At 60.9% G+C, this 26,705-nt stretch carries 25 protein-coding genes; 12 read left to right on the plus strand and 13 right to left on the minus strand.

Annotated elements, in window-relative coordinates; all coding sequences use genetic code 11:
* Nucleotides 1-48: 48 nt before the first annotated feature.
* The 11 genes from DWU98_RS02405 to DWU98_RS02455 all read left to right on the plus strand — a co-directional run bounded on the left by DWU98_RS02405 (nucleotide 49) and on the right by DWU98_RS02455 (nucleotide 10,961).
* A complete protein-coding gene (locus DWU98_RS02405) occupies nucleotides 49-1,056 on the plus strand; it encodes an N-acetylornithine carbamoyltransferase (RefSeq protein WP_115493850.1) in 1,008 nt (335 codons plus the stop codon).
* A gap of 19 nt (nucleotides 1,057-1,075) precedes the next feature.
* Nucleotides 1,076-1,708 (plus strand): FMN-binding negative transcriptional regulator, encoded by a 633-nt coding sequence (locus DWU98_RS02410; protein ID WP_115493851.1) that lies wholly within the window; start codon nucleotides 1,076-1,078, stop codon nucleotides 1,706-1,708.
* A complete protein-coding gene (locus DWU98_RS02415) occupies nucleotides 1,698-2,174 on the plus strand; it encodes an OsmC family protein (protein WP_115493852.1) in 477 nt (158 codons plus the stop codon). The genes DWU98_RS02410 and DWU98_RS02415 overlap by 11 nt, the downstream gene beginning before the upstream one ends.
* A 25-nt stretch (nucleotides 2,175-2,199) precedes the next feature.
* Nucleotides 2,200-3,390 (plus strand): argininosuccinate synthase, encoded by a 1,191-nt coding sequence (locus tag DWU98_RS02420; RefSeq protein WP_196239450.1) that lies wholly within the window; start codon nucleotides 2,200-2,202, stop codon nucleotides 3,388-3,390.
* The gene (locus tag DWU98_RS02425) at nucleotides 3,387-4,526 is read left to right on the plus strand and encodes an acetylornithine deacetylase (protein WP_115493853.1); all 1,140 of its coding nucleotides are present in this window, start codon (nucleotides 3,387-3,389) and stop codon (nucleotides 4,524-4,526) included. The genes DWU98_RS02420 and DWU98_RS02425 overlap by 4 nt, the downstream gene beginning before the upstream one ends.
* 37 nt (nucleotides 4,527-4,563) lie before the next feature.
* Entirely contained in the window at nucleotides 4,564-5,829 is a 1,266-nt protein-coding gene (locus tag DWU98_RS02430; protein ID WP_115494162.1) for an acetylglutamate kinase, read from the plus strand.
* A gap of 6 nt (nucleotides 5,830-5,835) precedes the next feature.
* Entirely contained in the window at nucleotides 5,836-6,786 is a 951-nt protein-coding gene (gene argC / locus DWU98_RS02435) for an N-acetyl-gamma-glutamyl-phosphate reductase (protein WP_115493854.1), read from the plus strand.
* Between the two features lie 89 nt (nucleotides 6,787-6,875).
* Complete coding sequence (gene argH, locus DWU98_RS02440; protein WP_115493855.1) at nucleotides 6,876-8,171, plus strand: argininosuccinate lyase; 1,296 nt, start codon at nucleotides 6,876-6,878, stop codon at nucleotides 8,169-8,171.
* Nucleotides 8,172-8,179: 8 nt separating this feature from the next.
* Nucleotides 8,180-8,542, plus strand: coding sequence for a cupin domain-containing protein (locus DWU98_RS02445; protein ID WP_115493856.1), 363 nt, complete (start codon nucleotides 8,180-8,182; stop codon nucleotides 8,540-8,542).
* Complete coding sequence (gene proB, locus DWU98_RS02450; RefSeq protein ID WP_115493857.1) at nucleotides 8,539-9,699, plus strand: glutamate 5-kinase; 1,161 nt, start codon at nucleotides 8,539-8,541, stop codon at nucleotides 9,697-9,699. Before DWU98_RS02445 ends, proB begins: the two co-directional genes overlap by 4 nt.
* On the plus strand, nucleotides 9,696-10,961 hold the full coding sequence (locus DWU98_RS02455; RefSeq protein WP_115493858.1) for a glutamate-5-semialdehyde dehydrogenase: 1,266 nt from the start codon (nucleotides 9,696-9,698) through the stop codon (nucleotides 10,959-10,961). Before proB ends, DWU98_RS02455 begins: the two co-directional genes overlap by 4 nt.
* A gap of 1,075 nt (nucleotides 10,962-12,036) precedes the next feature.
* Here DWU98_RS02455 and DWU98_RS21580 read toward each other — a convergent pair.
* The 7 genes from DWU98_RS21580 to DWU98_RS02490 all read right to left on the minus strand — a co-directional run bounded on the left by DWU98_RS21580 (nucleotide 12,037) and on the right by DWU98_RS02490 (nucleotide 20,033).
* Complete coding sequence (locus DWU98_RS21580) at nucleotides 12,037-13,044, minus strand: hypothetical protein (protein ID WP_147293178.1); 1,008 nt, start codon at nucleotides 13,042-13,044, stop codon at nucleotides 12,037-12,039.
* 424 nt (nucleotides 13,045-13,468) lie between these two features.
* Nucleotides 13,469-14,743 carry a kynureninase gene (gene kynU, locus DWU98_RS02465; protein WP_115493860.1) on the minus strand — a complete coding sequence of 425 codons (1,275 nt, stop codon included), beginning with the start codon at nucleotides 14,741-14,743 and terminating at the stop codon, nucleotides 13,469-13,471.
* Between the two features lie 90 nt (nucleotides 14,744-14,833).
* Nucleotides 14,834-15,355: a hypothetical protein gene (locus tag DWU98_RS02470; protein WP_115493861.1), complete on the minus strand. Its 522-nt coding sequence runs from the start codon at nucleotides 15,353-15,355 to the stop codon at nucleotides 14,834-14,836.
* The gene (locus DWU98_RS02475) at nucleotides 15,352-16,383 is read right to left on the minus strand and encodes an amidohydrolase family protein (protein WP_115493862.1); all 1,032 of its coding nucleotides are present in this window, start codon (nucleotides 16,381-16,383) and stop codon (nucleotides 15,352-15,354) included. The genes DWU98_RS02470 and DWU98_RS02475 overlap by 4 nt, the downstream gene beginning before the upstream one ends.
* Before the next feature lie 49 nt (nucleotides 16,384-16,432).
* Complete coding sequence (locus DWU98_RS02480) at nucleotides 16,433-18,538, minus strand: FUSC family protein (RefSeq protein ID WP_115493863.1); 2,106 nt, start codon at nucleotides 18,536-18,538, stop codon at nucleotides 16,433-16,435.
* A 119-nt stretch (nucleotides 18,539-18,657) separates the two neighbouring features.
* Nucleotides 18,658-19,236, minus strand: coding sequence for an elongation factor P-like protein EfpL (gene efpL / locus DWU98_RS02485; RefSeq protein WP_115493864.1), 579 nt, complete (start codon nucleotides 19,234-19,236; stop codon nucleotides 18,658-18,660).
* Nucleotides 19,237-19,271: 35 nt separating this feature from the next.
* Nucleotides 19,272-20,033, minus strand: a complete 762-nt coding sequence (locus DWU98_RS02490) for an SDR family oxidoreductase (RefSeq protein ID WP_115493865.1) — start codon at nucleotides 20,031-20,033, stop codon at nucleotides 19,272-19,274.
* Between the two features lie 238 nt (nucleotides 20,034-20,271).
* Between DWU98_RS02490 and DWU98_RS02495 the strand changes: the two genes are divergently transcribed.
* Nucleotides 20,272-20,619 carry an RcnB family protein gene (locus DWU98_RS02495; RefSeq protein WP_115493866.1) on the plus strand — a complete coding sequence of 116 codons (348 nt, stop codon included), beginning with the start codon at nucleotides 20,272-20,274 and terminating at the stop codon, nucleotides 20,617-20,619.
* Nucleotides 20,620-20,669: 50 nt separating this feature from the next.
* Here DWU98_RS02495 and DWU98_RS02500 read toward each other — a convergent pair whose 3' ends face one another.
* The 6 genes from DWU98_RS02500 to DWU98_RS02525 form a co-directional block, all read right to left on the minus strand.
* Nucleotides 20,670-21,554, minus strand: coding sequence for a ferritin-like domain-containing protein (locus DWU98_RS02500; protein WP_115494163.1), 885 nt, complete (start codon nucleotides 21,552-21,554; stop codon nucleotides 20,670-20,672).
* A 245-nt stretch (nucleotides 21,555-21,799) separates the two neighbouring features.
* Nucleotides 21,800-22,366 carry a GNAT family N-acetyltransferase gene (locus DWU98_RS02505; protein WP_115493867.1) on the minus strand — a complete coding sequence of 189 codons (567 nt, stop codon included), beginning with the start codon at nucleotides 22,364-22,366 and terminating at the stop codon, nucleotides 21,800-21,802.
* The gene (locus tag DWU98_RS02510; protein WP_115493868.1) at nucleotides 22,363-22,953 is read right to left on the minus strand and encodes a YdeI/OmpD-associated family protein; all 591 of its coding nucleotides are present in this window, start codon (nucleotides 22,951-22,953) and stop codon (nucleotides 22,363-22,365) included. Before DWU98_RS02510 ends, DWU98_RS02505 begins: the two co-directional genes overlap by 4 nt.
* 9 nt (nucleotides 22,954-22,962) lie before the next feature.
* Nucleotides 22,963-23,448: a GNAT family N-acetyltransferase gene (locus DWU98_RS02515; RefSeq protein WP_115493869.1), complete on the minus strand. Its 486-nt coding sequence runs from the start codon at nucleotides 23,446-23,448 to the stop codon at nucleotides 22,963-22,965.
* Between the two features lie 87 nt (nucleotides 23,449-23,535).
* On the minus strand, nucleotides 23,536-24,438 hold the full coding sequence (locus DWU98_RS02520) for a hydroxymethylglutaryl-CoA lyase (RefSeq protein ID WP_115493870.1): 903 nt from the start codon (nucleotides 24,436-24,438) through the stop codon (nucleotides 23,536-23,538).
* Between the two features lie 148 nt (nucleotides 24,439-24,586).
* Nucleotides 24,587-26,590, minus strand: a complete 2,004-nt coding sequence (locus DWU98_RS02525; protein WP_115493871.1) for an acetyl/propionyl/methylcrotonyl-CoA carboxylase subunit alpha — start codon at nucleotides 26,588-26,590, stop codon at nucleotides 24,587-24,589.
* Nucleotides 26,591-26,705 lie beyond the last annotated feature (115 nt).

Raw genomic sequence — 26,705 nt, forward strand, 5'->3', positions numbered from 1 at the left:
AAACCCGGCCCCTGTGCCGGGTTTTTTGCTTTCTGACTGGAGTCAACGATGTCGCTTCGTCATTTCCTCACCACCCAGGATTACAGCCGCGCCGAAATCGATGCGCTGCTCGAACACGCCGCCGCCTTCAAGCGTTCGCCGCGCGGCCAACAACTTGCCGGTAAATCGGTGGCGTTGCTGTTCTTCAACCCTTCGATGCGCACGCGCACGAGTTTCGAGTTGGGTGCCTTCCATCTTGGTGGCCATGCCATCGTGCTTTCGCCCGGCAAAGACGCATGGCCGATCGAGTTTCGCCCTAACGTGGTGATGGACGGCGAGGCGGAAGAGCACATCGCCGAAGTGGCGCGCGTGTTGAGCCGCTATGTGGATCTCATTGCGGTACGCGCATTTCCAAAATTCCAGGATTGGTCGGTGGATCGCGAGGACGCGGTGATCAAGGCGTTCGCGCAGCACGCGACGGTGCCGGTGATCAACATGGAAACCATCACGCATCCCTGCCAGGAGCTGGCGCATGCGTTGGCGCTAAAGGAGCGCTTCGGCGATCTCACCGGCCGCAAGTACGTGCTCACCTGGACCTATCATCCCAAGCCCTTGAACACCGCGGTCGCCAACTCGGCGCTACTGATCGCCACCAAGATGGGCATGAATGTGACGCTGCTGTGTCCGACGCCCGATTACGTGCTGGACGAGCGTTACATGGTCTACGGCGAGCAGAACGCGAAGGAAAACGGTGGCTCGCTCACGATCAGCCACAACATCGAAGAAGCCTATCGCGGCGCCGATGTGGTGTATGCCAAGAGCTGGGGCGCGCTGCCGTTCTTTGGTCGCTGGGAAGCGGAAAAACCGATCCGCGACGCGCACAAGCATTTCATCGTCGACGAAGCGAAGATGGCGCTCACCCACAACGGCGTCTTCAGCCATTGCCTGCCGCTGCGCCGTAACATCAAGGCCACCGACGCGGTGATGGATTCGCCCGCCTGCATCGCCATCGACGAAGCCGAAAACCGCCTGCACGTGCAAAAGGCGGTGATGGCCTCGTTGATCGCGCAACGCTGAGCGGCGAAGGTCGCGCGCCGTGTATCTGCCCAGGGCTTTCCATGAAACGCGCATCGACGTGCTGCAGGCGTTGATGCGCGACTATCCGTTCGCCACCATCGTCACGCATGGTGCAGACGGATTGACAGCGAATCACCTTCCACTGGAACTGACCGGCGATGCATCGCTGCATGGCCACGTGGCGAGCGGCAATGAACTGACCCAGGCCGATGGCGCACAAGTGCTGGTGATCTTCCACGGTGCGGACGGCTACATCAGTCCGAACTGGTACCCAAGCAAGCACGAAACCGGCCGCGAGGTGCCGACATGGAATTATGCCGTCGTGCATGTGCATGGCCGCTTGCGCGTGGTGCAGGATAAAGCCTGGTTGCGCCAGTTGCTGGAGCGTCTGACCGACCGTCACGAAGCGTCGCAACCCAAGCCGTGGCACGTCGGCGATGCGCCGGAAGACCACATCGAAAACATGCTGCGCATGATCGTGGGCATCGATATCGCGATCGAGCGCATCGAAGGGAAATTCAAGCTGAGCCAGAACCACCCCGACGCCAATCGTGCGGGCGTGTTGAAAGGCTTGGCTGAGCGCAACGGTCGGCGCGATGCCGAACTGGCCCAACTGATGCAACAAGCCGAGGAGCGTCGACGTGACGGATAAGCAGCACCACTACCCCGTTGAAGTGGTATGGACCGGCAACCACGGTAGCGGCACGAAAACCTATCAAGGTTATGGCCGCGAGCATGAGATACGTGTCGCCGGCAAACCCGCCATTGCCGGCTCCTCCGATGCCGCCTTTCGTGGCGACGGCAGTAAGCACAATCCAGAAGACATGCTGGTGGCGGCGCTGTCGAGCTGCCACATGCTCTGGTACCTCCATCTGGCGGCCGTTGCCGGTGTGGTGGTGACCGGCTATGTCGACGAAGCGGTCGGTGTGCTGTCCGAGCGCGGCAACGATGGACGCTTTATTGAAGCCGTGCTGCGCCCGTGCGTCACCATCGGCAAGCAAAGCGATCCCGACCTCGCCAAGCGTGTGCATGAGGACGCGCATCACGCCTGTTTTATTGCCAACTCTGTGAATTTCCCGGTGCGCTGCGAACCGCGCATTGTCATCGAATCCGTGTAAACAACTTTTTTTTGGATTTCGCATCATGAGCAAAGACATCGTTCTGGCCTTCTCCGGTGGTCTCGACACCAGCTTCTGCATCCCCTATCTGCAAGAACGCGGCTGGGCCGTGCACACCGTGTTTGCCGATACCGGCGGCGTAGACGCCGAGGAACGCGCCTATATCGAAGCGCGGGCGAGGGAATTGAAGGCGGCCAGCCACGTCACCATCGATGGCGGCCCGGCGATCTGGAACGGCTTCGTCAAGCCGTTCGTATGGGCAGGGGAGGGTTATCAGGGGCAGTATCCCTTGCTCGTGTCGGACCGCTATCTGATCGTGGATGCCGCGCTCAAGCGTTGCGCCGAGTTGGGCACCAAGGTGATCGCGCACGGCTGCACCGGCATGGGCAACGATCAGGTGCGTTTCGACCTTGCCGTGAAGGCGCAGGGCGACTACGAGATCGTGGCGCCGATTCGCGAAATCCAGAAAGAACACACCGAAGTACGCGCCTACGAGCAGAAGTATCTTGAAGCGAAGGGCTTCGGCGTGCGCGCCAAGCAGAAGGCATACACCATCAATGAGAACCTGCTGGGCGTGACCATGTCCGGTGGTGAAATCGATCGCTGGCACGTACCTGGCGAGGGCGCCATTGGCTGGTGCAAGCCGCGTTCGGAATGGCCGTCCAAACCGCTGCGCTTTAAACTCACTTTCGTCAATGGCGAGGCGGTCGCGCTGGATGGCGAAACGATCGCTGGCCACACGTTGCTCGCCAAGCTCAATGGCTTGCTTGCGCAGTACGGGGTGGGTCGTGGCATCTACACCGGTGATACGACGATTGGCCTCAAGGGCCGCATCATTTTTGAAGCGCCGGGCCTTGCCGCGTTGCTCGCCGCCCATCGTGCGCTGGAAGAAGCCGTGCTCACCAAGCAGCAGAACCGCTTCAAGCCGGATGTGGCGCGCAAGTGGGTGGAGCTGGTGTATGAAGGTTTCTTCCACGATCCGCTGAAGACCGATCTGGAAGCGTTCCTCGCGTCCAGTCAGTCGACGGTGAATGGCGATGTCACGCTTGAAACCAGTGGCGGTATCGTTACCGCCGTTGCCGTCGAATCCAAGCACATCCTCAATGCCAAGGGCGCTACCTACGCGCAGGCGGCGGACTGGGGCGTGGCCGAAGCGGAAGGCTTCATCAAGCTGTTCGGCATGAGCAGTACGTTGTGGGCCGAGGTCAATCGATGAGCAGCAGCGCCGGCTCGGCGAGCCCGGGTGTGCAAGGCCAGGCGTTGCTGCATGCAACGCTGGAGCATCTGCGCGCGCTCGTTTCATTCGATACGCGCAATCCGCCGCGCGCGATCGGCACGGGCGGCATCTTCGACTACCTGCGTGAGCGGTTGCCCGGATTTGCCGTGACGGTAACCGATCACGGTGCCGGCGCGGTGACGCTTTACGCCGTGCGCGGCAAGCCAAAGTATCTGTTCAACGTGCACCTGGACACCGTGCCGGATTCCCCGCACTGGACTCGCGATCCACACGTGCTGGACGTAGCAGAGGACCGCGCGATCGGCCTTGGCGCCTGTGACATCAAAGGCGCGGCGGCCGCATTGGTCGCCGTCGCAAACGCGAGCAGCGGTGATCTGGCGTTGCTGTTTTCCACTGACGAGGAGGCCAACGATCCGCGCTGCATCGCTGCGTTCCTGCAAGAAAAGCCCGCCTACGATGCGGTGATCGTTGCCGAGCCCACGCGTGGCCACGCGGTGCTTGCGCATCGTGGCATTCACTCGGTACAGATGCGCTTCGCGGGGCAGGCCGGTCACGCCTCCGGCGAAATCAAGCCCACGGACAGCGCCGTGCACCAAGTGATGCGCTGGGGCACCGCCGCGTTGGATCATGTGGACAACCTCTCGCACGAACGTTTCGGCGGCCTCACCGGCCTGCGCTTCAACATCGGTCGCGTGGAAGGTGGCATCAAGGCCAACATGATCGCGCCAACTGCCGATGTAAGGTTCGGTTTTCGTCCGCTACCCAGCATGGACCCGGATCAATTGCTGGAAACTTTCCGCACGCTGGTTGAGCCCACGCCGGTGGACTACGAGGAATTGTTTCGCGGCATGTCGCTGCCTGCGGGCGATATCGCCACCGCCGAAACACGCCGGCTTGCCGCACGCGACATCGCCGACGAGCTCGGTGTCCCCGTCGGCAATGCGGTGAATTTCTGGACCGAAGCGGCGCTGTTTTCCCAGGCAGGCTACATCGCCTTTGTCTATGGGCCCGGTGATATCGCGCAGGCACACACCGCCGATGAATGGGTCGCACTGGACCAACTGCAAACGTACGCAACGACCATCTATGAGATCGTGAATCGTGGAAGCGCATAAAAACACTCGTCAGACCATCGTGCGCCTGCTCTCCGCCATGGGCAGCGCCAAGGAAATTCAGCAATACCTCAAGCGTTTTTCGCAGCTCGACGCCAAGCGCTTCGCTGTGGTGAAAGTCGGCGGAGCGGTGCTGCGTGACGAACTCAACGATCTCACGTCCTCGCTCACGTTCCTGCAGCAAGTGGGTTTGACGCCCATCGTGTTGCATGGCGCGGGCCCGCAACTCGATGTGGAACTGCAAGCCGCGGGCATTACCAAGCAAACCGTCAATGGGTTGCGGGTTACCTCACCCAAAGCCCTTGGCATCGTGCGCCGCGTGTTCCAGCAGGAGAACCTGCGCCTGGTGGAAGCCCTGCAGGCGATGGATACGCGCGCCACCTCCGTGCCGTCCGGGGTGTTCATGTCCAGCTATCTGGATAGGGACGTCTACGGCATGGTGGGCAAGGTCGACAGTATCAATCTCGCGCCTATCGAGGCGAGCCTGCGCGCCGGTTCCATTCCCGTGATCGCCAGCCTGGGCGAAACGGACGAAGGTCAGTTCCTCAACATCAATGCCGATTTCGCGGCGAATGAGCTGGTGCGCGTGCTGCAGCCGTACAAGATCATCTTCCTCACTGGGACGGGTGGCCTGCTCGACGATCAAGGCCGCGTCATCGATTCGATCAACCTGAGTACCGAGTACGATCATCTGATCCAGCAGCCATGGATCAATGGCGGCATGCGCGTGAAGATCGAGCAGATCGCCGATTTGCTGCAGAGCTTGCCGTTGACGTCATCCGTATCCATTACGCGTCCGTCGGAATTGGCGAAAGAGCTGTTCACGCACAAAGGTTCGGGCACGCTAGTGCGCCGGGGCGAGAAAGTGTTTCGCTTCGAAAGCTGGGATGGGGTCGATCAAGACCGCATGCGCACGCTGATCGAATCCAGCTTCGGTCGCAAGCTGGTGGGGGATTATTTTACGCGGACGAAGCCTTATCGCATTTACGTAAGCGAAAACTATCGTGCCGCGATGATCCTCACCCATCAGGATGGTTTGATCTACCTTGATAAATTCGCCGTCTTGGACGACGCGCAAGGCGAAGGCCTGGGTCGTGCCGTATGGCTGGTGATGCGTGAGGAAAATCCACGGCTGTTCTGGCGTTCGCGCCATGGCAACCCGATCAATCCTTTCTACTACGCCGAGTCCGACGGCTGCTACAAACAGGAACGCTGGAAAGTGTTCTGGTATGGCCTGGACGATTTCGACACTATCGCGCGCTGCGTCGACCATTGCGCCGTACGCCAACCTACCTTGATGGATTGATCGACCATGGCAACGTCAAAAACAATCGGCATCGTTGGCGCCCGCGGCCATACGGGTGCGGAACTGATCCGCCTGGTGGCGGCGCATCCTGCGCTGGAACTCGCTTACGTTTCCTCGCGCGAGTTGAACGGCGAGCGTGTGCAGGATCATGTCGAGGGATATCAAGGTGAACTGCGCTACAGCTCGCCCGAGCACGCGCAACTGCCCACGCTTGATGCCGACGTGGTGGTGCTGGCGTTGCCCAACGGCAAGGCATCGGTATGTGTAGAGGCGTTCGATGCGGCCGGCAAGGACCCGGTCATCGTCGATCTTTCCGCCGACTACCGCTTCGATAACAGCTGGTATTACGGCTTGCCTGAGCTTACCCGCGACCACTGGCGTGGTGAAAAGCGCATCAGCAATCCGGGCTGCTACGCCACGGCCATGCAGCTTTCGGTTGCGCCGCTCAAGGACGTGCTTGCTGCACCACCTGTGTGCTTTGGTGTATCCGGTTATTCCGGTGCCGGCACTACGCCCTCCGACAAGAATGATCCCCAGAAGCTGCGCGACAACCTGATGCCGTATTCGCTCACTGGGCACACGCACGAGAAGGAAGCCAGCCGGCATCTGGGTGTCCCGGTGGAATTCATGCCGCACGTGGCGCCGCATTTTCGCGGCCTCACGGTCACTACCAATCTTTATCTTTCGCGCGCACTGAAGCGCGAGGACGTGCTGGCGCGTTTCCAGCAGGCTTATGACGGTGAAAAGCTGGTTCGCGTGCAGGATGAAGCACCGTGGGTCAGCAGGATCGCCGGCAAGCACTATGCGGAGATCGGCGGGTTTGCGATGTCTGCCGATGGCAAGCGAGTGGTTGTGGTGGCTACGTTGGACAATCTGCTCAAAGGCGCAGCGACGCAGGCGATGCAGAATATCAATCGCGCGATAGGGCTGGACGAATACACATCCATTCCGCTGTAAGCGCCCAGCCAATCCGAGCGTCATTTTCACTTGCACGGGAATGACGTCAAAGTAAACGTGAACGGACCGAGAAACAGAGACCCCACGTCATGACCGACCTCCTTTGGCAAAAAGCTGGCGTTGAAACCAACGCCAAGATCATGAAGTTTCTCGCTGGCGATGATGTGCTGCTCGACCGCGAATTTTTCCTGCACGACATCGCCGCCAGCAAGGCACATGTGGAAGGGTTGGCCAACATTGGAGTGGTCAGTGCAAAGGAGATGGGCGATCTCAAACGCGAGTTGGATGCACTTGCCGAAGACTTTCGCGCGGGCAGCTTCGTGCTGGATGAGCGGTATGAAGACGGCCATTCCGCCATCGAGGCGCGCCTAACCGAGCGCCTGGGCGATGCTGGCCGCCGTGTGCATACCGGCCGCAGTCGTAACGACCAAATCCTGGTCGCCACACGTCTGTGGTTGAAGGAAAAACTGGCGTCGCTGGAGACGCATTGCCGCGCGATTGCCCATGTCTGTCTGCAGCGCGCGGCACAACCCGCGTTGCCGCTGCCCGGTTACACCCATCTGCAGCGCGCGGTGGTGTCGTCTACAGCGATGTGGTTCGCGGGATTTGCGGAAGGCTTTATCGACAACGCCCTGCGCGCACGGCAAACCATGGCGTTGATCGACGCCAATCCGCTGGGCACCGCCGCCGGTTATGGCGTGAATCTGCCGCTGGACCGCGCTCATACCACGCAGGCGCTCGGCTTTGGCCGCATGCAGGTTTCGCCCATCTACGCCCAGCTTTCTCGCGGCAAGTTCGAAATGGCGGTGCTGGAAGCCTTGAGCAGCGCGTTGCTCGATACGCGTCGCCTCGCATGGGATCTGTCGCTATTCACCACGGCGGAATTCAATTTCGTTTCGTTGCCGGCGCAATACACCACCGGCAGTTCGATCATGCCCAACAAACGTAACCCGGATGTCGTGGAATTGCTGCGTGCTTCCTACGCCACCGTAGCCGCGTCGCGCTGCGAGATCGAACAGCTGCTGTCGCTGCCGTCGGGCTACCAGCGCGATCTGCAATTTTCCAAAGGCTCGCTATTCCACGGCGTCACCCACGGCCTGGCTGCGCTGGAGTTGCTACCGGATCTGCTCGCGGGCATGCAGTGGAATGAATCGGCCATGCGCGCCGCCATCGAGCCTGCCATGTATGCCACCGATGTCGCGATCGAGCAGGCTGCGGCGGGCGTGCCATTCCGCGACGCGTATAAGGCGGCTGCGCAAGCCGCGGCGCAGGCCGGGCAGGGGCGTACGCCCGAATCGAGCCTCGCTGCGCGCACGTCGGCCGGTGCCGGCCATGATCTGCGGCTGGACGTGCTGCAGCATCGTTTGGACGGCTTGTCGTCCTAGGAACCGATATGACCATCGTCAGCACGGGCAACGCGGAACACTATCACTGGGGGCAGGCGTGCGACGGATGGCATCTGCTGGCGCTGGACGAGCTGAGCGTCATTGAAGAACGGCTGCCGCCGGGCAGCTTCGAGCAGCGGCATCGTCACGCGCGCGCGCGGCAATTTTTTTATGTGCTGCAAGGCGAGCTGACCGTAGAACTGGAAGGCGTCGCGCATCACCTGCACCATGGCGAAGGTTTGCATGTGCCGCCGTGCAGCGCGCATCAGGTGCGCAATGACAGCACGGACGATGTGCGCATCATGGTCGTATCTTCGCCCAAGAGCCACGGTGACCGCACGGCTGCACCGCTGGAGAACGCGGGCGTATGACGAACCGTATGCTACCCGAACATGCATTACCGTCCTGGCGACGCGCCGTCCTGAAAGTCGGCAGCAACTTGCTTGCCGCAGACGGCGGCGGCCTTACGCCTCAGTACGCGGAAGCATTGGCCGCATTCATCACGGCCAGTCATGCCGCAAACCGCGAAGTGGTGCTGGTTTCTTCCGGGGCTGTCGCCGCCGGTCGTGCATTGTTGCGCGAACGCACGGCCGTCGGGCCTGAACTGGCCGCTCGGCAGGCGCTGGCCGCGCTCGGGCAGGCGCCGATGATCGCTTTGTGGCAGCGCTTGTCGGAACGTCCGGTGGCGCAGGTGCTTTTGACGCACGACGACCTGCGCAATCGACGTCGTTATCTCAATGCACGAGCCACACTGCGCGAGTTGCTGACACTTGGCGTGTTGCCGGTCGTCAACGAAAACGACACCGTGGCGGTGGACGAACTCAAGTTGGGCGACAACGATAACCTCGCGGCGATTGTCGCGGCGTTGGTCGATGCGGATTTGCTACTCATCGCATCGGATGTGGACGCGCTCTACAACGCCGATCCCCGGCGCGACGCGAGTGCGCAGCCGATCGGTCATGTACCGCAGCTTACCCCGCAGATCATTGCCATGGCGGGCGGCAGTGGCACCCACGTCGGCACAGGTGGCATGCGCACCAAGTTGCAGGCGGCTGAAAAAGCAGCGGCCGCAGGCATTCCCACTGCGATCTTCAGCGGCCGCAACGCCGATACGGTAAAACGGCTCGAGGCGGACTGCCTGCGTGGCACGCTCATCGATGTTTCCGGCAACCGGATGCAGGCGCGCAAATATTGGTTGCGCCACGCACCATCCGGCAGCGGGCGGGTAACGATCGATGCAGGCGCCGTGCGCGCGCTCGCAGGCGGCCGTGCATCCTTGCTGCCCGGCGGCATTCTCGAGGTGACCGGCGAGTTCCACCGTGGCGATTTGGTCGACATTCTCGACGCGGGCGATCGGCCCGTTGCACGCGGGCTCTGCCAATACGGTGCTGCCGAAGTGCGGCGCGTGGCCGGCCGCCACAGCCGTGACATCGCGACCGTACTCGGGTACAGCTACGGCGCTGAGATCGTGCATCGGGACGATCTGGCCACACTGATCGATTCGCACACGGGAGAACAGGAAGCATGAGCGAGATACGCACATTGGCTTTGGCATGCAAGGATGCTGCGCAAATCATGTTTGGGCTCGATACTCAGACCAAGCGCAAACTGCTGCACGATATGGCAGACGCGCTGGAAGCACAGCGCGAGACTATTCTGACGGCCAATGCGCGTGACCTGCAGCAAGCCGCTGCCAAAGGTCTACAAGGCGCCATGCTTGATCGCCTGCGCCTGGATGCATCGCGCTTGACGGGCATGGCAGTGGCAGTGCGTGAAATCGCCGCGCTACCCGATCCCGTCGGCCTGGTTACGCGGCGCGAAACGCGCCCGAATGGCTTGGAAGTGGAGCGAGTGCGCATTCCGCTCGGCGTGATCGCGATGATCTACGAGGCGCGGCCCAATGTGACGGCCGATGCTGCGGCACTATGTCTGATGGCGGGCAATACCGTCATCCTGCGCGGCGGCTCGGAAGCCTTGCATTCCAATATGGCGATTGCAGTGGCCTTGCATGCTGCGTTGGAGAAACACGATATTCCCGTTGCTGCAATAACACTGATCGAAGATCTCCGCCGCGAAACGATGGTGGAAGTGCTGCAACTTACCGATATCGTCGACCTGGCGATTCCCCGTGGCGGCGAAGGGTTGATTCACTTCGTCGCCGAACACGCCCGCGTTCCGGTGATCAAGCATTACAAAGGCGTGTGCCACTTGTATGTCGATGCGTCGGCGGACGAAACGCTTGCCATGAATCTGCTGATTGACGGAAAAATCTCGCGTCCTGGCGTCTGCAATGCCTTGGAGACATTGCTGGTGCATCGCGATATCGCTGCATCCTTTCTGCCAAAGGCCGCGAACGCATTGCAGGAGTGCGGTGTGGAACTGCGCGGATGCGAGCGTTCGCGCGCATTGGTCGACGGTATGCGCCCGGCAACCGAGGAGGATTATGCGGCCGAATTTCTAGACCTCATCATCGCCGTCCGCGTCGTCGACGACCTGGGGATGGCGATCGGTCATATTCAGCGCTTCGGTTCCGATCATACGGAGGTCATCGCGACACGTGATGAAAATGTCGCGCGACGTTTTGTGCAAGCCATTCGATCTGCCGTGGTAGCGGTGAATGCTTCCTCCCGCTTTTCCGATGGCGGTGAATTGGGGCTTGGCGCCGAGATCGGCATTTCCACCACGCGCTTGCACGCCTACGGGCCGATGGGCGCCGAGGCATTGACCGTCGAGCGATTTGTTGTGCGCGGCCACGGCCAAGTGCGTCATCCACAGAGTGCCCGTAATTAGTGCCTTTGCTCCATTTGCTTCACGCTCTGATCGGCTCGGCGCAATGCTACGGTGGTCGTTGCTGCGTGAGTACGGGCTCGTTCAAGGGCCGTGTCAGCTGTCTGTCGTGCAGTGATGGCTGAGGTATATGCGCTTCGGGTGTCATCCCGTACGCGTTCGAGTCCAGGCAACTTTTCTAAGGCGCCAGCTCTCGCTTCCGCTGGTTGGGTGTAATCGTTGGCTATCAGCATAGTTTCATGCCACTCAACCCATGCGTTTGAAAAGTTTTGGCGGGTTGCTCCTTCAACCGTAATCGCATCCGTAAGTTGGCTCTCGGCGTGTGTTTTTTCTACCTGAGCGGCATCATCTCTGACTTTCGCCCGGTCATATACTGTTTGAGCTTCGCGAAGTTCATCTGCGCGGGATGGATAGGTGGGCCCGTTTCCTCCCGGCAGTCCCTTCTCCAACCGCCATCCTGCGCCATCGCTCACTACCTGTTTGGACGTCTGCTTAAGCACCCCTGTTTCCGGGGCGCGCGTGTAGAGCGGTTGAGGCGTGTTGGTGTTCGATGGGTTCTTGACGTAATAGGTCGTGGCGTCTCCGGGCAGCCTTACCGCCTTGGGTTCGATGGCTGGGTTGTGCAGCGTACTTAACAGTCCGCTTGGTCTGCCGCTCGACGACGTACTGGGGAATTCCGTCGAGGACGTTGTGGATGCGGGACGAGGCGAATTGCCGCCGTGCTCGTTTGGTCCTGCTGCCGACGGGTGAACCGCATCATCGGGATGTATGGGTAGACGCTCGGTCACATGGAAAAGCATAAAATTTCCTCATCTCATGGCGAATGCGCATAGCATCGATCACTTCGCACTGGACGTGGCGTTATAACTGTGAGGTGTCGTTATTTCCCTGTGTCTGATCCGCTTGCATCCGCGAGACCTGAATAACTTGATTTAAATCCGGTGATGCGGACATGCCGCCGTATTCGAAAAACAGCATCCTCGGTGGCTGGCGTGCAATGGCCGTGCACCGCCGGTACGACAAAGCACTTCAGTCAAAGGACAGCGACCTCCGCTACCCTTCGACAAGAACACGGCGGTCACGGGGCCGGTGGCTTAACGCTGCTACTCGGACCCTTCCATAAACCCTTTCCTTGGAACTTGCCGTTCAAAAACACAGACAGGGGAGTTCCATATTTATCGATCGAGGAATCCGCAGGCTTGTATCCCCCATGTCTGTTCGAGATAACCCAGTGCCGACTCTTCCCGTCCCCTGATTTGGTCAGATAGCGCGGATCTGGTGCCGGTCCATGTCGCGCCGAATCTCCCGGCGGCAAAAATGGGGAGCTCCTCTCGCTCGAAGGGCCGCCCGAATAAGCAGAAGCATCTGGGCCGCGCCATTGGCGCTTCCCTTTGAACTCGCCCTGTGCCATCCGGCGTGCGGGCCATGCAAACTTGTCAATCGAAGAATCAGCCTGCTTGTTCCCTCCCTGGTCATCCGAAATGAACCAATGCTGGCTCTGTCCATCTCCTGATTCGTGCAGATAACGGCTGTCTGGAACAGGTCCCAATCCGCTCGCTCCACTATTTGACGCCTGCGAAGAACTCTGAGAAGTCGAAGGCGTCCTTCTCGATGGCAAAGGTGGGAGAGCGGTATTGGCGGCAATATCAGCATCTTCAGAGCCGCTTGACTCATCTTCCAGCAAGAGTTGCTTGTCCTCCTTGTCGCCCCCTCCCTTCAAGCCGTCAACGATTTGCCATCCATCTTTGCCATCGTCCACGATCTGCTTGGACGTCTGCTTAAGCACCCCCGTATCAGGATCACGCGTGTACAGCGATTGAGGTGTCTTCGTGTTCGATGGATTCTTGACGTAATAGGTCGTGGCGTCTCCGGGCAGCCTTACCGCCTTGGGTTCGAAGGATGGGTTGTGCAGCGTACTTAACAGTCCGCTGGGTCTGCCGGTTGACGGTGTGGTGGGAAATCCTATCGAGGACGTTGCCGACGCGGGGCGGGGCGAGTTGCTGCCATGCTCGTTTGGTCCCATTGCTGACGGGCGGACAGCATCATCGGGGTGTATGGGTAGACGCTCGGTCACGTGTAAAAACATGGAAATTTCCTCATCTCATGGCGAATGCGAGCCGCGGGCACAGCATCAGTCACGTCGCACTGGATGTGGTGTTATAACTGTGTGGCGTCGTCGTTATTGCGCGGTGTCTGATTCGCGTGCGTACGCAGAGAATGAATAACTGGAATAAATCCGGTGATGCGGACATGCCTTCGCATCCCGCAGCATCCGGTGCCGCTGGCAATACGTCAGCGACGGTGCCGACGCGGTGGGCGGTGGCTTCATCCCGCGTGGCATTATGGACTGCGTCTTGCGCGCAAGATTGTTATTAAATGCCTGCATTCTTCCTTTATGCAGGAGCTCCTTCATGCGTATCGAAAGTCCCATCCATTCGATGGTTACCGAACGCCAAGGCAAGCGAGAACGCGGCAGTGTCCGAGCGTGATAGAGCTCAGCGCGAGTTCGATTACATTTGCCAATCACGCACTGCACTGGCAAACGCAAGGCAATCGGCAAACTGGTTATACAGCGGCACAGGCGAAATGCGGATGACATCCGGTTCACGCCAATCGCCGATGATGCCGCGATTGATGAGGTATTCGAACAGCTCGCGGCCACGCGAACGGCCGCCGAGCACGCGGATGGAAAGCTGCGCGCCACGTCGCTCGGTTTCGCGCGGCGTGACGATTTCCAGTGCATCGGGCAATTGGCTTTGCACCAGCCATTCAAGATAACCGGTGAGCTTGAGTGATTTCTCGCGCAAGCGCTGCATGCCGGCGCGATGGAAAATCTCCAGCGATACCTGCAGCGGCGCCAGCGAAAGGATCGGCGGATTGGAAAGCTGCCAGCCATCCGCGCCAGGTGTGGGCACGAATTCCGGGCCCATTTGGAAGCGCGTGCTCTTGTCGTGGCCCCACCAGCCGGCGAAGCGCGGCAGCGTGGCGCGCGCGTGGCGATCATGCACGAAGGCGCCGCCCACTGCACCGGGGCCACCATTGAGGTATTTATAGCTGCACCAGATGGCGAAATCGGCGCCGCTGTCGTGCAACTGCAACGGCACATTGCCCACCGCATGCGCCAGATCGAAACCCACCGTGCAGCCTTGCTTGTGCGCCAGTTCGGTGATGGCTTGCAGATCGAAGGCCTGGCCGCTGCGGTATTGCACGCCAGGTAGCATCACGAGCGCGATGCGCGAACCATGTTCGGTGAGCACCCGTTCGATCGCGCCCATCGAGATCGTGCCGTTCGGTTCGTCGCTTTCCAGTTCGATCAACGAAAGCGCCGGGCTGAAACCGTGATAACGGATTTGCGATTCAACCGCGTAACGATCAGTGGGAAACGCGCCCGCTTCGATCAGGATGGCGTGTCGATCCGGCGTGGGACGATAGAAACTCACCATCATCAGGTGCAGGTTCACGCCCAGCGTGTTCATCGCCACGACTTCATTGGGCTGCGCACCAACCAGTTCGGCGAGATGGTCGCGCACGAATTCGTGATAATCCATCCATGGCAGGCGACCTTTGAAGTGGCCTTCCACACCGAGCTCGCCCCAGTAGTCCAGTTCCGCGTTCACTGCCGCACGCGCTGCGCGCGGTTGCAGGCCCAGCGAATTGCCACAGAAATAGTGGCCATCGCGGCCCTCGTGCGGCGGAATCAGAAATTCACTGCGAAAGGCGCCGAGCGGATCGGCAGCGTCATGGGCCTGCGCCCATTCGGTGGTGGCTTCGTAGACTGGGGACATCACTGCATCCAAGCGACTGTTTCTTGCCCCACCGTCATTGCACGTTTCGCGTGCATGACAGCGGGGTGTTGAGGGGGCGAAGTAGGTACGTCAGGTATTCAAGGTAGCAGCGACATCTTTGCAGCCCTTATCGAAGGTCGCCGCCCACGATTGTCCGGCCTGGCTGGCTGACGGACGCGCACAACGCAGTTGAATGGCGTGGCCGTTGCGGAACCAGTAGCGCTCGACATAGGTATAGGGCGTACCGCTTTCTTCGGCGGTATAGGCGAACGTGTTTTGGTCCCCCATGGCCTGTTCGGCGGGCTGGTAGTTCTTCAGATTCTTGGCTTTGCCGAGAGTGCTGCTGACGTAGTCGTTGAAGTCTTGCACGCTTGCGACCTGTTTGACGGTCACGCTGACGCGCGCCAGCGTGTTGGCCGCGCTCGGCGAGGGATCGGGCACCTGGAACACGCGCACTTCGGGATCGCCGTCCACTTGCATGATGCCTACCCAGCTCGATGGCGTGCTGAAGTGCACGCTGCCCGATGCCATGCTGACATCATCTGCATGGGCAACAGCGATGCTGGCCAGTGCAAGGAGGGCGGTTACCACCATGTGGCGCCTGACAGTCATGCGTGCTCCTGATGAATGTTTTGAACGAAGCGGTGAAGCGGCAACCCAAGCCATTCCAGCGCGGTGCCGTGAAACAGACGTGCGCGTTCGGGTTCGTCCAACGTCAGCGACTCGATGCCGCTGCCCGGCTGCTGTTCCCCCAGCGGGAAAGGATAATCGGTACCGAGCATCACGCGGTCGACACCGGTCACATCCAGCAAATAGCGTAAGGCCTGGGGATCATGCACGCAGGAGTCGAAATACAGCCGCTTGAGGTATTCGCGCGGATTGCGCGGGTTGTCCGTGGCGACCAGATCTGGGCGCATGCGAAAACCGTGTTCGATGCGGCCGATCGTCCAGGGAAAGCTGCCGCCGCCGTGGGCCAGCATGACGCGCAGCTTGGGCAGCCGCTCCAGCACGCCACCAAAGGCCAGGCAGCAGGCGGCACGCGATTGTTCGGCGGGCATGCCCACCAGCCATGGCATCCAGTATTTGGGCATGGTGGTTGCGCCCATCATGTCCCACGGATGCACCATGACCGCCGCGCCCAGGTCGGCGGCCGCTTCGAAGAATGGAAACAACTCCGGCGCATCCAGATTCCAGTCATTGCAATGCGAACCGATCTGCACGCCGCACAGACCCAGCTCATCGATGCAGCGCTCCAGTTCGCGAATGGCCAGCTCCGGCGCCTGCAGCGGCACCGTACCGATGCCGGCGTAATGCCGGGGGTAATCCCTGCAAATGCCGCCCATGTGATCGTTGAGATGGCGATGCAGCTCCAGCGCCTGATAACCGGGTGCCCAATACGAAAACAGTACCGGCACGGTGGAGATCACCTGCACGTTTACGCCGAAGCGGGCGTAATCATCAATGCGGTATTGCGGATCGAACGAGGAGTCCCACACTTCGCGAAAGAATTTTCCGTCCTTGTAGATGCGATGGCGGCCATCGCTATGCGTCATCACCGGAAAGGCGTCGTTGCCGTATTTGACGGCCAGATTGGGCCAGTCACGCGGAAGGACGTGGGCGTGGGTATCGATTTTGAGCATGCCCCAAGTGTAGCGCTTGGCGGCGCTATCGGCTGTGATCGGGCAGGCTCTAAGGGTGCACCCGCCGGTTGTTGTGCGCTGCAGCCGACTCCTGCGGCGCGCGACCGACCACATAGGCCAACGTGTTGACGTTGTCGACCAGCCGGTCGCCGATGCGCTCGAGCTGTTCGGCGCGCACCCGATCGTCCGCCATGGCCAGCAGCGTACCCAGGCTGCGCTGCAACTGGCGCAATTCCGGGGTGGGAGGCGGCATTTGGTTGTTGCGCAGCGCAACAGCCAATGCGTGCAGATGGGAGGCCGACCGTTGCACGAACTGCGTGACTTCGGTTTGCTCGGGCAAACTGTCGCAATCGTGCAATAGCGCCTCCAGCGTCATCGCCGTACGGGCCAACCGGTTGCCATTGAGGAACAGCGCGTTGGCCAGTTCCAACAAGGCGAGCGGCGTGGCCGGTTCCGCCTGCATGCGGTCGAGCGATGCCTGTGCGTTGGTGCGCGCCATGCGCGCTGCCGTGCGTGTTTCGCGGTGAGCGTGCCGCTGTTGCGGATGCGCCAACGCATGCAAGTATTGCGCATAGGCATCCAGCATGTTCGATAGCGCGGCGCGCGCGCGACCACGTTCCCAGGTTGGCCATATCACATAGGCAAGCAGGGCCATGCCACTACCGAGCACGGTGTTGAGCACGCGATCCATCACTGCCGTGCCCGAATTCACACCCTCGAACGACAAGAAGATCACCACCGTACCGGTGAGTGTCGCCACCGCGATGCCGTAATGCGCGGTCGCCAGGTAGCGGAAGGCCATGCATAGGACTGCCATCAAGGCGAGGTGCGCCCACGGATCATGTGGCGTGACGAGCAGCAGCGCGGTGGTCAGCAAAAGGCCGAGCAGGGTTCCCACCACGCGCAGCAGGCCGAAGTTGAAGGTCGCGGCAAAGTCAGGACGCAGCACGATCGCCGCGGTCATCGGCAGCCAATAGCCGTGCGGCAATTGCCACAGGCGTGAGACCAGCAGCGCAAGGCTCAGGCACACCGCGCAACGCATCGCATGGCGGAATGCGACCGAATGCACGGACATGTTGGCGCGCAACGTCGCGAGGGCGGAACTGCCACGCAGCGCACCGGGCAGCCTCGTTTCTGCCACTGCCGCGCGACGCTCACCGAGCGAGCCGGCCCAATTGGCATTGCGCACCGCCGCGGCAAGCTGGCCGGAGAGCGCATGGAGGTGCGTGGCGACACTGTCATTGCGCGCGTGCGCATCCAGCAAGGCACGTTCGCTGGCCTGCATGGTTTGCAGTGCGCGCGCGGCTTGTTCGGGCGAGTCGCCACTGTCCAGTGCATCGGCGATCGCGGCCAGTACACGCGCCGCGTCGGTGCGAAACATGGCCAGAACATCCGCAGCGGCGTGCAGTTCGGCCATCGCAATGAGTTCCAGGCGAATGCGCTCGGCCAGTTCAAGCAATACCGCGAACGCCTCCATCGCGCGACCGCGCGCGTGGTGGCGACCAAGCAAGGTTTGCTGCAGCGTGGTCATCGCATCGGTGAGTGCGGGCACCTCTTCCTGGTTTTGCTTGTTGGCTCTGGCCAGTGAATCCAGCCCGCGATAGACGATGGCCAGCGCTCGGCGCTCCGGGCCATAGCGCTGCAGCGGCCATGCCGCGATGGAGAACAAGGCCAGCAGCAAGCCGCCCGCGAAGATGAGGGCGGCGCCGATCCAGGCGTGGTCGAGCGTGGTGGGTGTTGCTGCGGTAATGACCAGCAGAATCATGCTGGTCATGCCCACGCGTGCGATGTCCGTGCCGAATACCACCAGCAAGCCGCCGAAAAATCCGAACGCCATCGTGGCCAGCAGAATCAACGGCACCTCGCCGCCGACCAGGAAACCACACAGCGAAGCGAGACCCGCGGCCAGCGCGGCCAGCGAAAGCTGCCACACGCGCTGGCGATACGGTCCGGGTTGATCGGAAAACATCGTGTCGAGCGCACCGGCGCCAATCGCCAGGCCCGCTTCCTGGTGTCCGGTCAGCATGCCGATGGCGAGCGGTAATACCACTGCGGCGGTATTGCGTATCACTACCCATGGCGGCACGTCCGGACGCTTGGTCGCGGTCAGGCTTTGCAACACGCTGGCGCGTAGCGAGTAGGCTCGGGTAGACATGGCGGGGAGGCTGCCGGAACGCAACGATTCTGCCTTACCGCCGTGGCCGTGTCGCCTGCGTGATGAAAAACGGCGCCACGATGGGCGCCGTTTCTTGCGGTAATGCCATGCTGCCGCGATCAGAATGTTTTTTCTGAGCCGCGTCCGGCGAATTCACCGGTAAGTGTGTTCACCCAGACTTTTTCATCGGTAGTGATGTACTCCGGCACCTGGATCTCGATACCTGTGTTCAGTTTGGCCGGCTTGGTGCGTTTGGTGGCGCTGGCGCCTTTGAGTTCCGGTGCCGTATCGGTCACGGTGAGCAGCACGCTGGTCGGCACCTGCAGGCCCACCGGCGCATCATCGATCACCTGCACGTAATAGCCTTCCACGCTTTCCACGATGTAACCGGCGTTGTCGCCGATCAATTCGGGACCGAGGATGTATTGCGTGTAATCTTCGTTGTCCATGAACACATAGGCGTCGCCGTCCATATACGAAAAATTGGCGGCGCGACGAACCAGTTCCATTTCCTTCAGGTCGTCGTCGGCACGCAAGCTGAGATCGAACTTGCGCCCGCCGGGAATCGAATACAGCGTGAAGCGGAACGTGACATTGCCGCCACGTGCGGTTGGTGCGCTGCGATCGATGTCGCGCACCTGATAAACGGTGCCTTCGTGTTCGACCACGTTGCCTTTCTTGACGTCGGAAGCTTTCATGGGATGAGAAATGGGCGAGTGATGGATAGGATGGATTACTTCGGCTGCAGGCGCACTGCGCCATCCAGGCGGATCGTCTCGCCGTTGATGTAGCGGTTGCCAAGAATGAAGGCTACCGTTGCGGCGAATTCATCCGGCTTGCCCAGACGGGAGGGGAAGGGGATCGAGGCCGACAGCGACTCCTGCACTTGCGGCGGCATGCCATCCACCATCGGCGTCCAGAAGATGCCCGGTGCAATCGTCGCCACGCGGATGCCGAAGCGGGAAAGCTCGCGCGCCATCGGCAAGGTCATCGCCACCACGCCGCCCTTGGAGGCCGAATAGGCGGCTTGGCCGATCTGGCCCTCGTAGGCGGCCACGCTGGCGGTGTTGATGATCACCCCGCGCTCGCCGTCTTCGCCGGCCTCATTGCCCTGCATCAGCGAGGCGCCCGCCTTGGCCACGTTGAAGCTGCCTACCAGGTTCACCATCACGGTGGTGGCGAAGGTGTTGAGCGCCATCGGGCCTTCCTTGCCCAGCATGCGGCCGGCGCCGAGGATGCCGGCACAGTTCACCACCGTGTTCAGGCCACCCATGGCATCGCGTGCCGCGGCCACATTTGCGGCCACGCCGTCTTCGGCGGTGACGTCGGTGCGCATGAACCGCGTGCCTAATGCCTTGGCCGCCTCCTGGCCTTTTTCCTCGTTGACGTCGAACAGGACCACACGTCCACCGTTGGCCACCAGGTGCTGGGCGACCGCGTATCCGAGGCCGGAGGCGCCGCCGGTTACGACGGCCTTGACTTGATTGAGCTGCATGGCAGGTTCCGTAAAGGCTAAAACCGCAATGGTAGCGCACCCGCCAGGAGCCGGTCCCGCGCCCCACACGCCTCGCGAGCCTGAACGCCGCGCATCGGCCAGATGCGAGATTCACGAAACATTCGGGAGGCTGACGCAATCTTGACGCCGCGCCGCGAGACCCTATCGCCGCGACGGTCCACAGGGAGTTGGAGTCCAAGCGATTCCTGTGCCGTTCCACTTTGACGAGGAGTACGCCATGAACAAGCAACTGGGAATCGTCGCCTTCTGCGGCGCGATGCTCGTTTCATCGCCATTCGCAATGGCCCAGGCCTACCGCCCTGGCCCCCCGCCACCGCAGTCGCAGTCGAATCGCTACCACGGCATGTACGACCAGGGTAAGCATGAAGGCTGGTATAAGCGGGGTGGATACATTCCGCCCACCTATCGCGGCAGCCGATACGTGGTGAGTTCGAGAGATTGGCAGCGTTACCGCCTGAAGCCACCGCCGCGTGGTTATCAGTACATCCGCAGCGATAACGGTGATTTTCTTTTAGCGGCGATCACCACCGGTGCCATCATGAGCATCATCGCGGCCAACCACTGATAGCCGCATCGGTGAAAGCCCCTCCGCCAGGCAGAGGGGCTTTTTTTGTCTCAGGCGGCTTTTCGGTCGATGTGGGCGGACTTGCGCCATGGCGATCGCGCTGCATCCCACGCCTTCATGCCGCGCAAGGCCAAGCCGGCGATGGCCGGCAACAAACGCGGCTGCATCAGATCCGGATCGAACGCGCTCATCCTGCGCGCATTTTCGCGATAGCAGTCTTCGACGAAACGGCGGAACGAAAAACCTTCCAGGAACATGTTGGCCTGCGTGACGGCGAAATCCTTGCCGTCATTGGGCTCCTGTCCACGCTTGACCATGCCCATCAACCGGCCACCGGCGCGTCCGTAGAAGCGCAGTGATTTCATCGTTCGCCGCACCGGCCCAAGGCCACGTTGCTTTTCGCGCCACGCCATGTAATTGATGAAAAACACGATGTGCCGCGTTTCTTCGAACATGAGCATGTCGAAGATGTCGAACAGCGCATCCGGCAAAAATTCCGATTGACGCGCCGTCTTGAATGCACCGAAACCCAGGAATGAATCGAGGCATTCGCCGAAGCCAAAATCGATGAATGCTTTTTCCAGGTCGTCCGGCATCGCCTCCAAGGGCTGAGCGGTGGCGTCAATGCCATAGCGCTCGATCATCACGCGGATCAGGTCCGCATGCCGACGTTCCTCCAGACCCTGTAGCGCGATCGCTTCACGCACGACCGGATCGGCAACATGCGGCGTGAATGCATCCACGATGGCGCCCGCGCGGCGTTCGGTGTGATACACCTCCTGCCAGAACGGCACGCCTCGCAGACGCTCCAGATCGGCATCGCTCAACTGCGGCCACGGCAGTGTCTGCGGATCGTAGTCCTGGTAGGTATCCATGAACTGCTTGCAGAAAAGCGCCTTATGTTCATCGGAACCGGCTTTGACGTTCGTTTTCATGTTCCATTCCTGAAAAACGCACCGCACAAACGGTGCGACGATGCGGCGGAAAATAAGTTCCACGTTTCGCATCACTACGGACGCGATGATGTTTGTGATGTGGAATATTCTAACGAAGTGTTTGGCCGCGCACGACGACGCGACATCACGCGTGCAACGACGCGCGTGATGAGATAAATCGTCAATCTAACGAAAGCTTCGCTGCGGATTCTCTGCGGCAAGAACGGCCCAGCATTTAACCGGAGTCAACGCCCAAGCAATGCTTGCAGCGCCTCCGATGAAGCCACGGATGAAAACGCGCGTACCGGCTCCGGCGGATTTGCGGGCGACGCAAGCTCCTTCTGCCACACGCCTACATCCCACCATTGTCCGAGCTTATGACCCGCCTTGCGCCAGACCCCGGCGGGCGTGAAATCCATCGCCTCATGCAGCGCCACGCTCACTTCGCCGGGCATGGTGATCACGCCGACGGCCTGGTTGATGCCCTGCAGATGCATCACATCCAGCAGCGTCCCATAGAGCGTGCGCGCAATGCCGCGCCGCCGCGCTTGGGCATGCACGTAGATAGACGTTTCTGCAATCCAGTCATAGGCGGCGCGCTCGCGAAAGCGTGTGGCATAGGCGTACGCCAACACCTCGCCGTGCTCTTCCCACACCAGCCATGGATAGTGGTGCAGGCGAGTGAGAATGCGCTGGCGCATCGCCTCCGTACCGGGAAGCTCGGTTTCAAAGGTAATGGCCGTATCGGTGATAGCGGGTGCATAGATGGCGTGGATGGCCTGTGCGTCTTCAGCGCGGGCGATGCGAATCATGTCTGGTATTTCCAGTTGCGGTGCTTGCCTAGGGTCAGCCATTCCACGGCGGTGGTCATGCGTTTGCGGCGCGTGGCGTCGGTCTTGGCTTCAATGATCCATTCCACGTATTCGCGCTGGGCACTGGGACTGAATGCTGCATAGTTTTTTCGCGCGGTGGCGTGCTTATTCAGCAGCGCGGTGAAATCAGGGGGGATTTCGGGTGGTGGCTTAGGTGCTGCCGAGGCACGCCGCGTTACGCCTGCTTCCCTCAATGCGATGGCTTTGCGAACGTAGCTTGTCAGTTCGCGCTTGCCTGGCAGTTCCTTGATGGAGGTGATCTTGCCGAACTGACCCATGCCTTTCGTATGCGTTTCGCCCACCACATCCTTGCCGTGCCAGAAGTGAAAACTGCAGTGCTGCTTGAATGCTGCCATCGAGCACATCAGCTTGCCTTGGTAGAGGAAATGCGGGCAACGCCATTTGATGCTTTCTTCCGCGTCGGGACACGCCGCATGTACCACGGCACGCAGATGTTGGAGGATGGGGCGGGCGAAGTCAGGCGCATTGGCGATGTAGGCATCGATGCGAGGATCGCGGCTGACCATGGCGTGCCCCTAAAGATCGCGGATAAAAAATCGATCGCAGCTGAAATGCCCGGTGCCGCCCATCGGAGCGCACAACGGTGTGAAACCCTGTTTCTGATACAGCGCCTGTGCGGCATCCATGCCGGTGAGGGTTTCGAGATAGCAACGTTTGAAGCCGAAATCTCGCGCCGCTTCAAGGCAGCGTTGCATCATTGATGTGCCGGCGCCGATGCCGCGCGCCTCGGGCAGAAAATACATTTTGCGCAGCTCGCAGACATCCGCATCGCCGCCTTCGAGCGGAGCGACGCCGCCGCCGCCAATCACCATGCCATCGCGTTCCAGTACGAAATAGGCACTGCGTGGTCGCGCATAGGCGCCATGCATGTCATCCACTTCGGTATCGTGGATCGCAAAGCCAGGGCCGTCGGCGCCGAACTCGGGCATGACGGTACGGATGATGGCGGCAACATGGGCGTTGTCGCGCGGCTCGATGGGGCGGATGAGGACGTTGGTCATGCCAACGAAATTAGCAGCTCTCGGCGGGGAAGGGCACCGGCCACAAGTTGGGGTGGCGAATCGATGCTTTTCCCCGTGGCATTTCGCTTACACCGCTGTGATACGCGCCTTCGTCACCCGGCTCGCGGTCGGCTTGTTGAGCTGCGCAGACAGCCACGCACCGGTGGCCACCAGCAGATCAAGATCGATACCGGTCGTCAGTCCGAGCCCATGCAGCATGTACACCACGTCTTCGCTGGCGACATTGCCGGACGCGCCTTTTGCGTAAGGGCAACCGCCGGTACCGGAAACGGCACTGTCCACCACGCGCACCCCTTCTTCCAGGCAGGCAAGGATGTTGGCCAGTGCCTGCCCGTACGTGTCGTGGAAATGCACGGCCAGGGCGTGCATGGGAATTTCCTGCGATACGGCATGCAACATCGCACGCGCTTTCGCGGGTGTGCCTACACCGATGGTATCGGCCACCGAAATCTCATAGCAGCCCATGTCGTAAAGCCGCTTGGCGACATTGACCACATCTGCAATGGGCACTTCGCCCTGATACGGGCAACCCAATGCGGTGGATACGTAGCCGCGCACTTTCACGCCTTCGGCTTTGGCTTCTTCCAGCACCGGTTCGAAACGCTGCAGCGATTCCTCGATGGACGCGTTGATGTTGGCGCGATTGAATGCTTCCGAAGCGGCAGTGAATACAGAAACCTCAGTTGCGCCGGCGGTGCGCGCTATCCGATAACCCTGCTCGTTGGGGACCAGCACGGGATAGCCCACGCCGGGAACCTTGCGAATACGGTTGAACACCTCCGCCGCATCGGCCAGTTGCGGTACCCAGCGCGAACTGACGAAGCTGGTGGTTTCGATGGTTTTCAAGCCGGTGGCGGAAAGCCGGTCGATCAGCGCGACCTTGATGTCCGGCGGCAGCAACGTTTTTTCGTTCTGCAAGCCATCCCGCGGGCTTACTTCGACGATGCGAACTTCTGAGTTTGTATTCATACAAGCACCCCCCATTGTGCTTGAGTGACTGCGAGCCGGCATAACGTTGCGTCACGCGCTGTCGGCTGGCTGCTCAGCGACGATGCGTGCCACGTGACGTATGAAAACAGGCGCTTGTTCATGCAGACTCCTGCAACCGGCGAAATGCTTATGACGATGACGTGAAGCGAACAAGTACGGCGTCGGCTTCCACGAATTCGCCCTGCATTGCGCTTATGACTTCAATGGTGCCGGCGCGTGGTGCCTTCAAGGCGAGTTCCATTTTCATCGCTTCCATCACCAGCAACTCCTGACCTTCTTCGACGTTGTCGCCCGCCTTGGCTTTCACCAGCACAATGCGGCCCGGCATCGGCGCAATAACTTGATGTCCGCCGGCGCCGCCTTTTGATTCCCACGCAAACGCAGCCGCCCGCGAGAAGGTGTAACGCTGGCCATCGGTATCGTGCAACGCAATGCGTTCCTGATCGGCATGCACGCGCAAGCGCATGCTGCGGTCGTCGAAACGCGCGCTGAGCACGTCGGCCTCATAACGCGCCCCGTGCACCTGACAATGCGATGCATCGTGTTGCAGGCGATAGTCACCATCGTGACCATACGCTTGCACCTCATAACGCTGCTCGCGCAAGGAGAGCGCAACGATGCGCTTGCCGGCGTGCCCAATGCGCCACGCATCGGCGCGCGACCAGGGCGAATGCGGATCGCTGACGCACGCGGTGCTTTCAAGCACCGCACGTTCATCACGCAGTAGTGCAGCGGTAGCAGCGGCAAACAGGACATCTGCAGAGGGTGCCGCATCACCGGTTAGAAATTCATCAAGGTGCCGGTCGAGATAACCGGTGTCGATACACCCCTCGACCACGACCGGATGGCGTGACAACCGCTCGAGGAACGCAATATTGGATTTCGGCCCGACGATGTCGCATTCAGCGAGCGCCTCGCGCAGGCGTTGCAGCGCTTGCGTGCGGTCAGTGTCATGCACGATCAGCTTGGCGATCATCGGATCGTAAAAAATCGTTACGGTGTCGCCTTCGACAACGCCCCCATCCAGGCGCACGTGGTCGGATGGCCGGGGCAGACGCAAGCAGCGCAAGGTGCCTGAGCCAGGCAGGAAGTTCTGATCGGGATCTTCGGCGTACAGGCGCACCTCGATCGCATGGCCGCGCGCGTGGATCTCATCCTGCCGCAGCGGCAGCGATTCGCCGGCCGCCACGCGCAATTGCCATTCGACCAGGTCCAGGCCCAGCGTTTCTTCCGTCACCGGATGCTCCACCTGCAGGCGCGTGTTCATTTCCATGAAGTAGAACGTGCCGTCCTGCGCAACGATGAATTCCACCGTGCCCGCGCCCACGTAATCGACCGCCTTGGCCGCTGCCACCGCCGCCTCGCCCATGGCGTTGCGGCGCGTTTCATTGAGAAAGGGTGAAGGCGTTTCTTCCAGGACTTTTTGATAGCGGCGCTGCGCCGAGCACTCGCGCTCGTTCAGGTGGATGAGGTTGCCGTGGGTATCGCCGAATACCTGGAATTCGATATGGCGTGGATGCTCGACGTAGCGTTCCAGAATCACGCGTGTATCACCGAACGAACTGGCCGCTTCGCGTTGCGCGGACGCCAGCGCGTCGGCGAATTCCTTTTCGGTGCGCACGATACGCATACCTTTGCCGCCACCGCCGGCAGCGGCCTTGATCATCAGCGGAAAGCCGGTCTTGCGCGCTTGTTCGGTGAGGAAGCCGGTGTCCTGATTGTCGCCGTGATAGCCCGGCACGAGCGGTACCTGGTGGTGTTCCATCAGCGCCTTGGCTGCGGCCTTGGAGCCCATGGCGTCGATGCTTTCCGGGCGCGGACCGATGAAGGTGACGCCGGCATCTGCACAGGCGCGTGCAAAGGCGGTGTTTTCTGAAAGAAAACCGTAGCCGGGATGGATGGCCTGGGCACCGGATTTTTTTGCGACATCCAGAATGACATCGCCACGCAGATACGACTCGGCCGGACGCGAACCGCCAATCGGCCACGCTTCATCGGCAAGGCGCACATGTTGTGCGTCCCGGTCTGCTTCCGAGTACACCGCAATGGTGCGGATGCCCAGCCGGCGGCAGGTGCGGATTACGCGGCAGGCTATTTCACCGCGATTGGCAATCAGTACGCGCTCGAACATGCTGGGTTCGCCGAAGCTGCAAAGCCCATAAAACTAGCAGAATTGCGTGACATGGCCGAGGCGCGGCGCAGCACGCTCAAATTTCCGCCCCTCTTTGGGGAGAGGGAGCAGAACC

The sequence above is a fragment of the Dyella monticola genome, from assembly GCF_003363155.1.
Classification (GTDB): Bacteria; Pseudomonadota; Gammaproteobacteria; order Xanthomonadales; family Rhodanobacteraceae; genus Dyella_B; species Dyella_B monticola.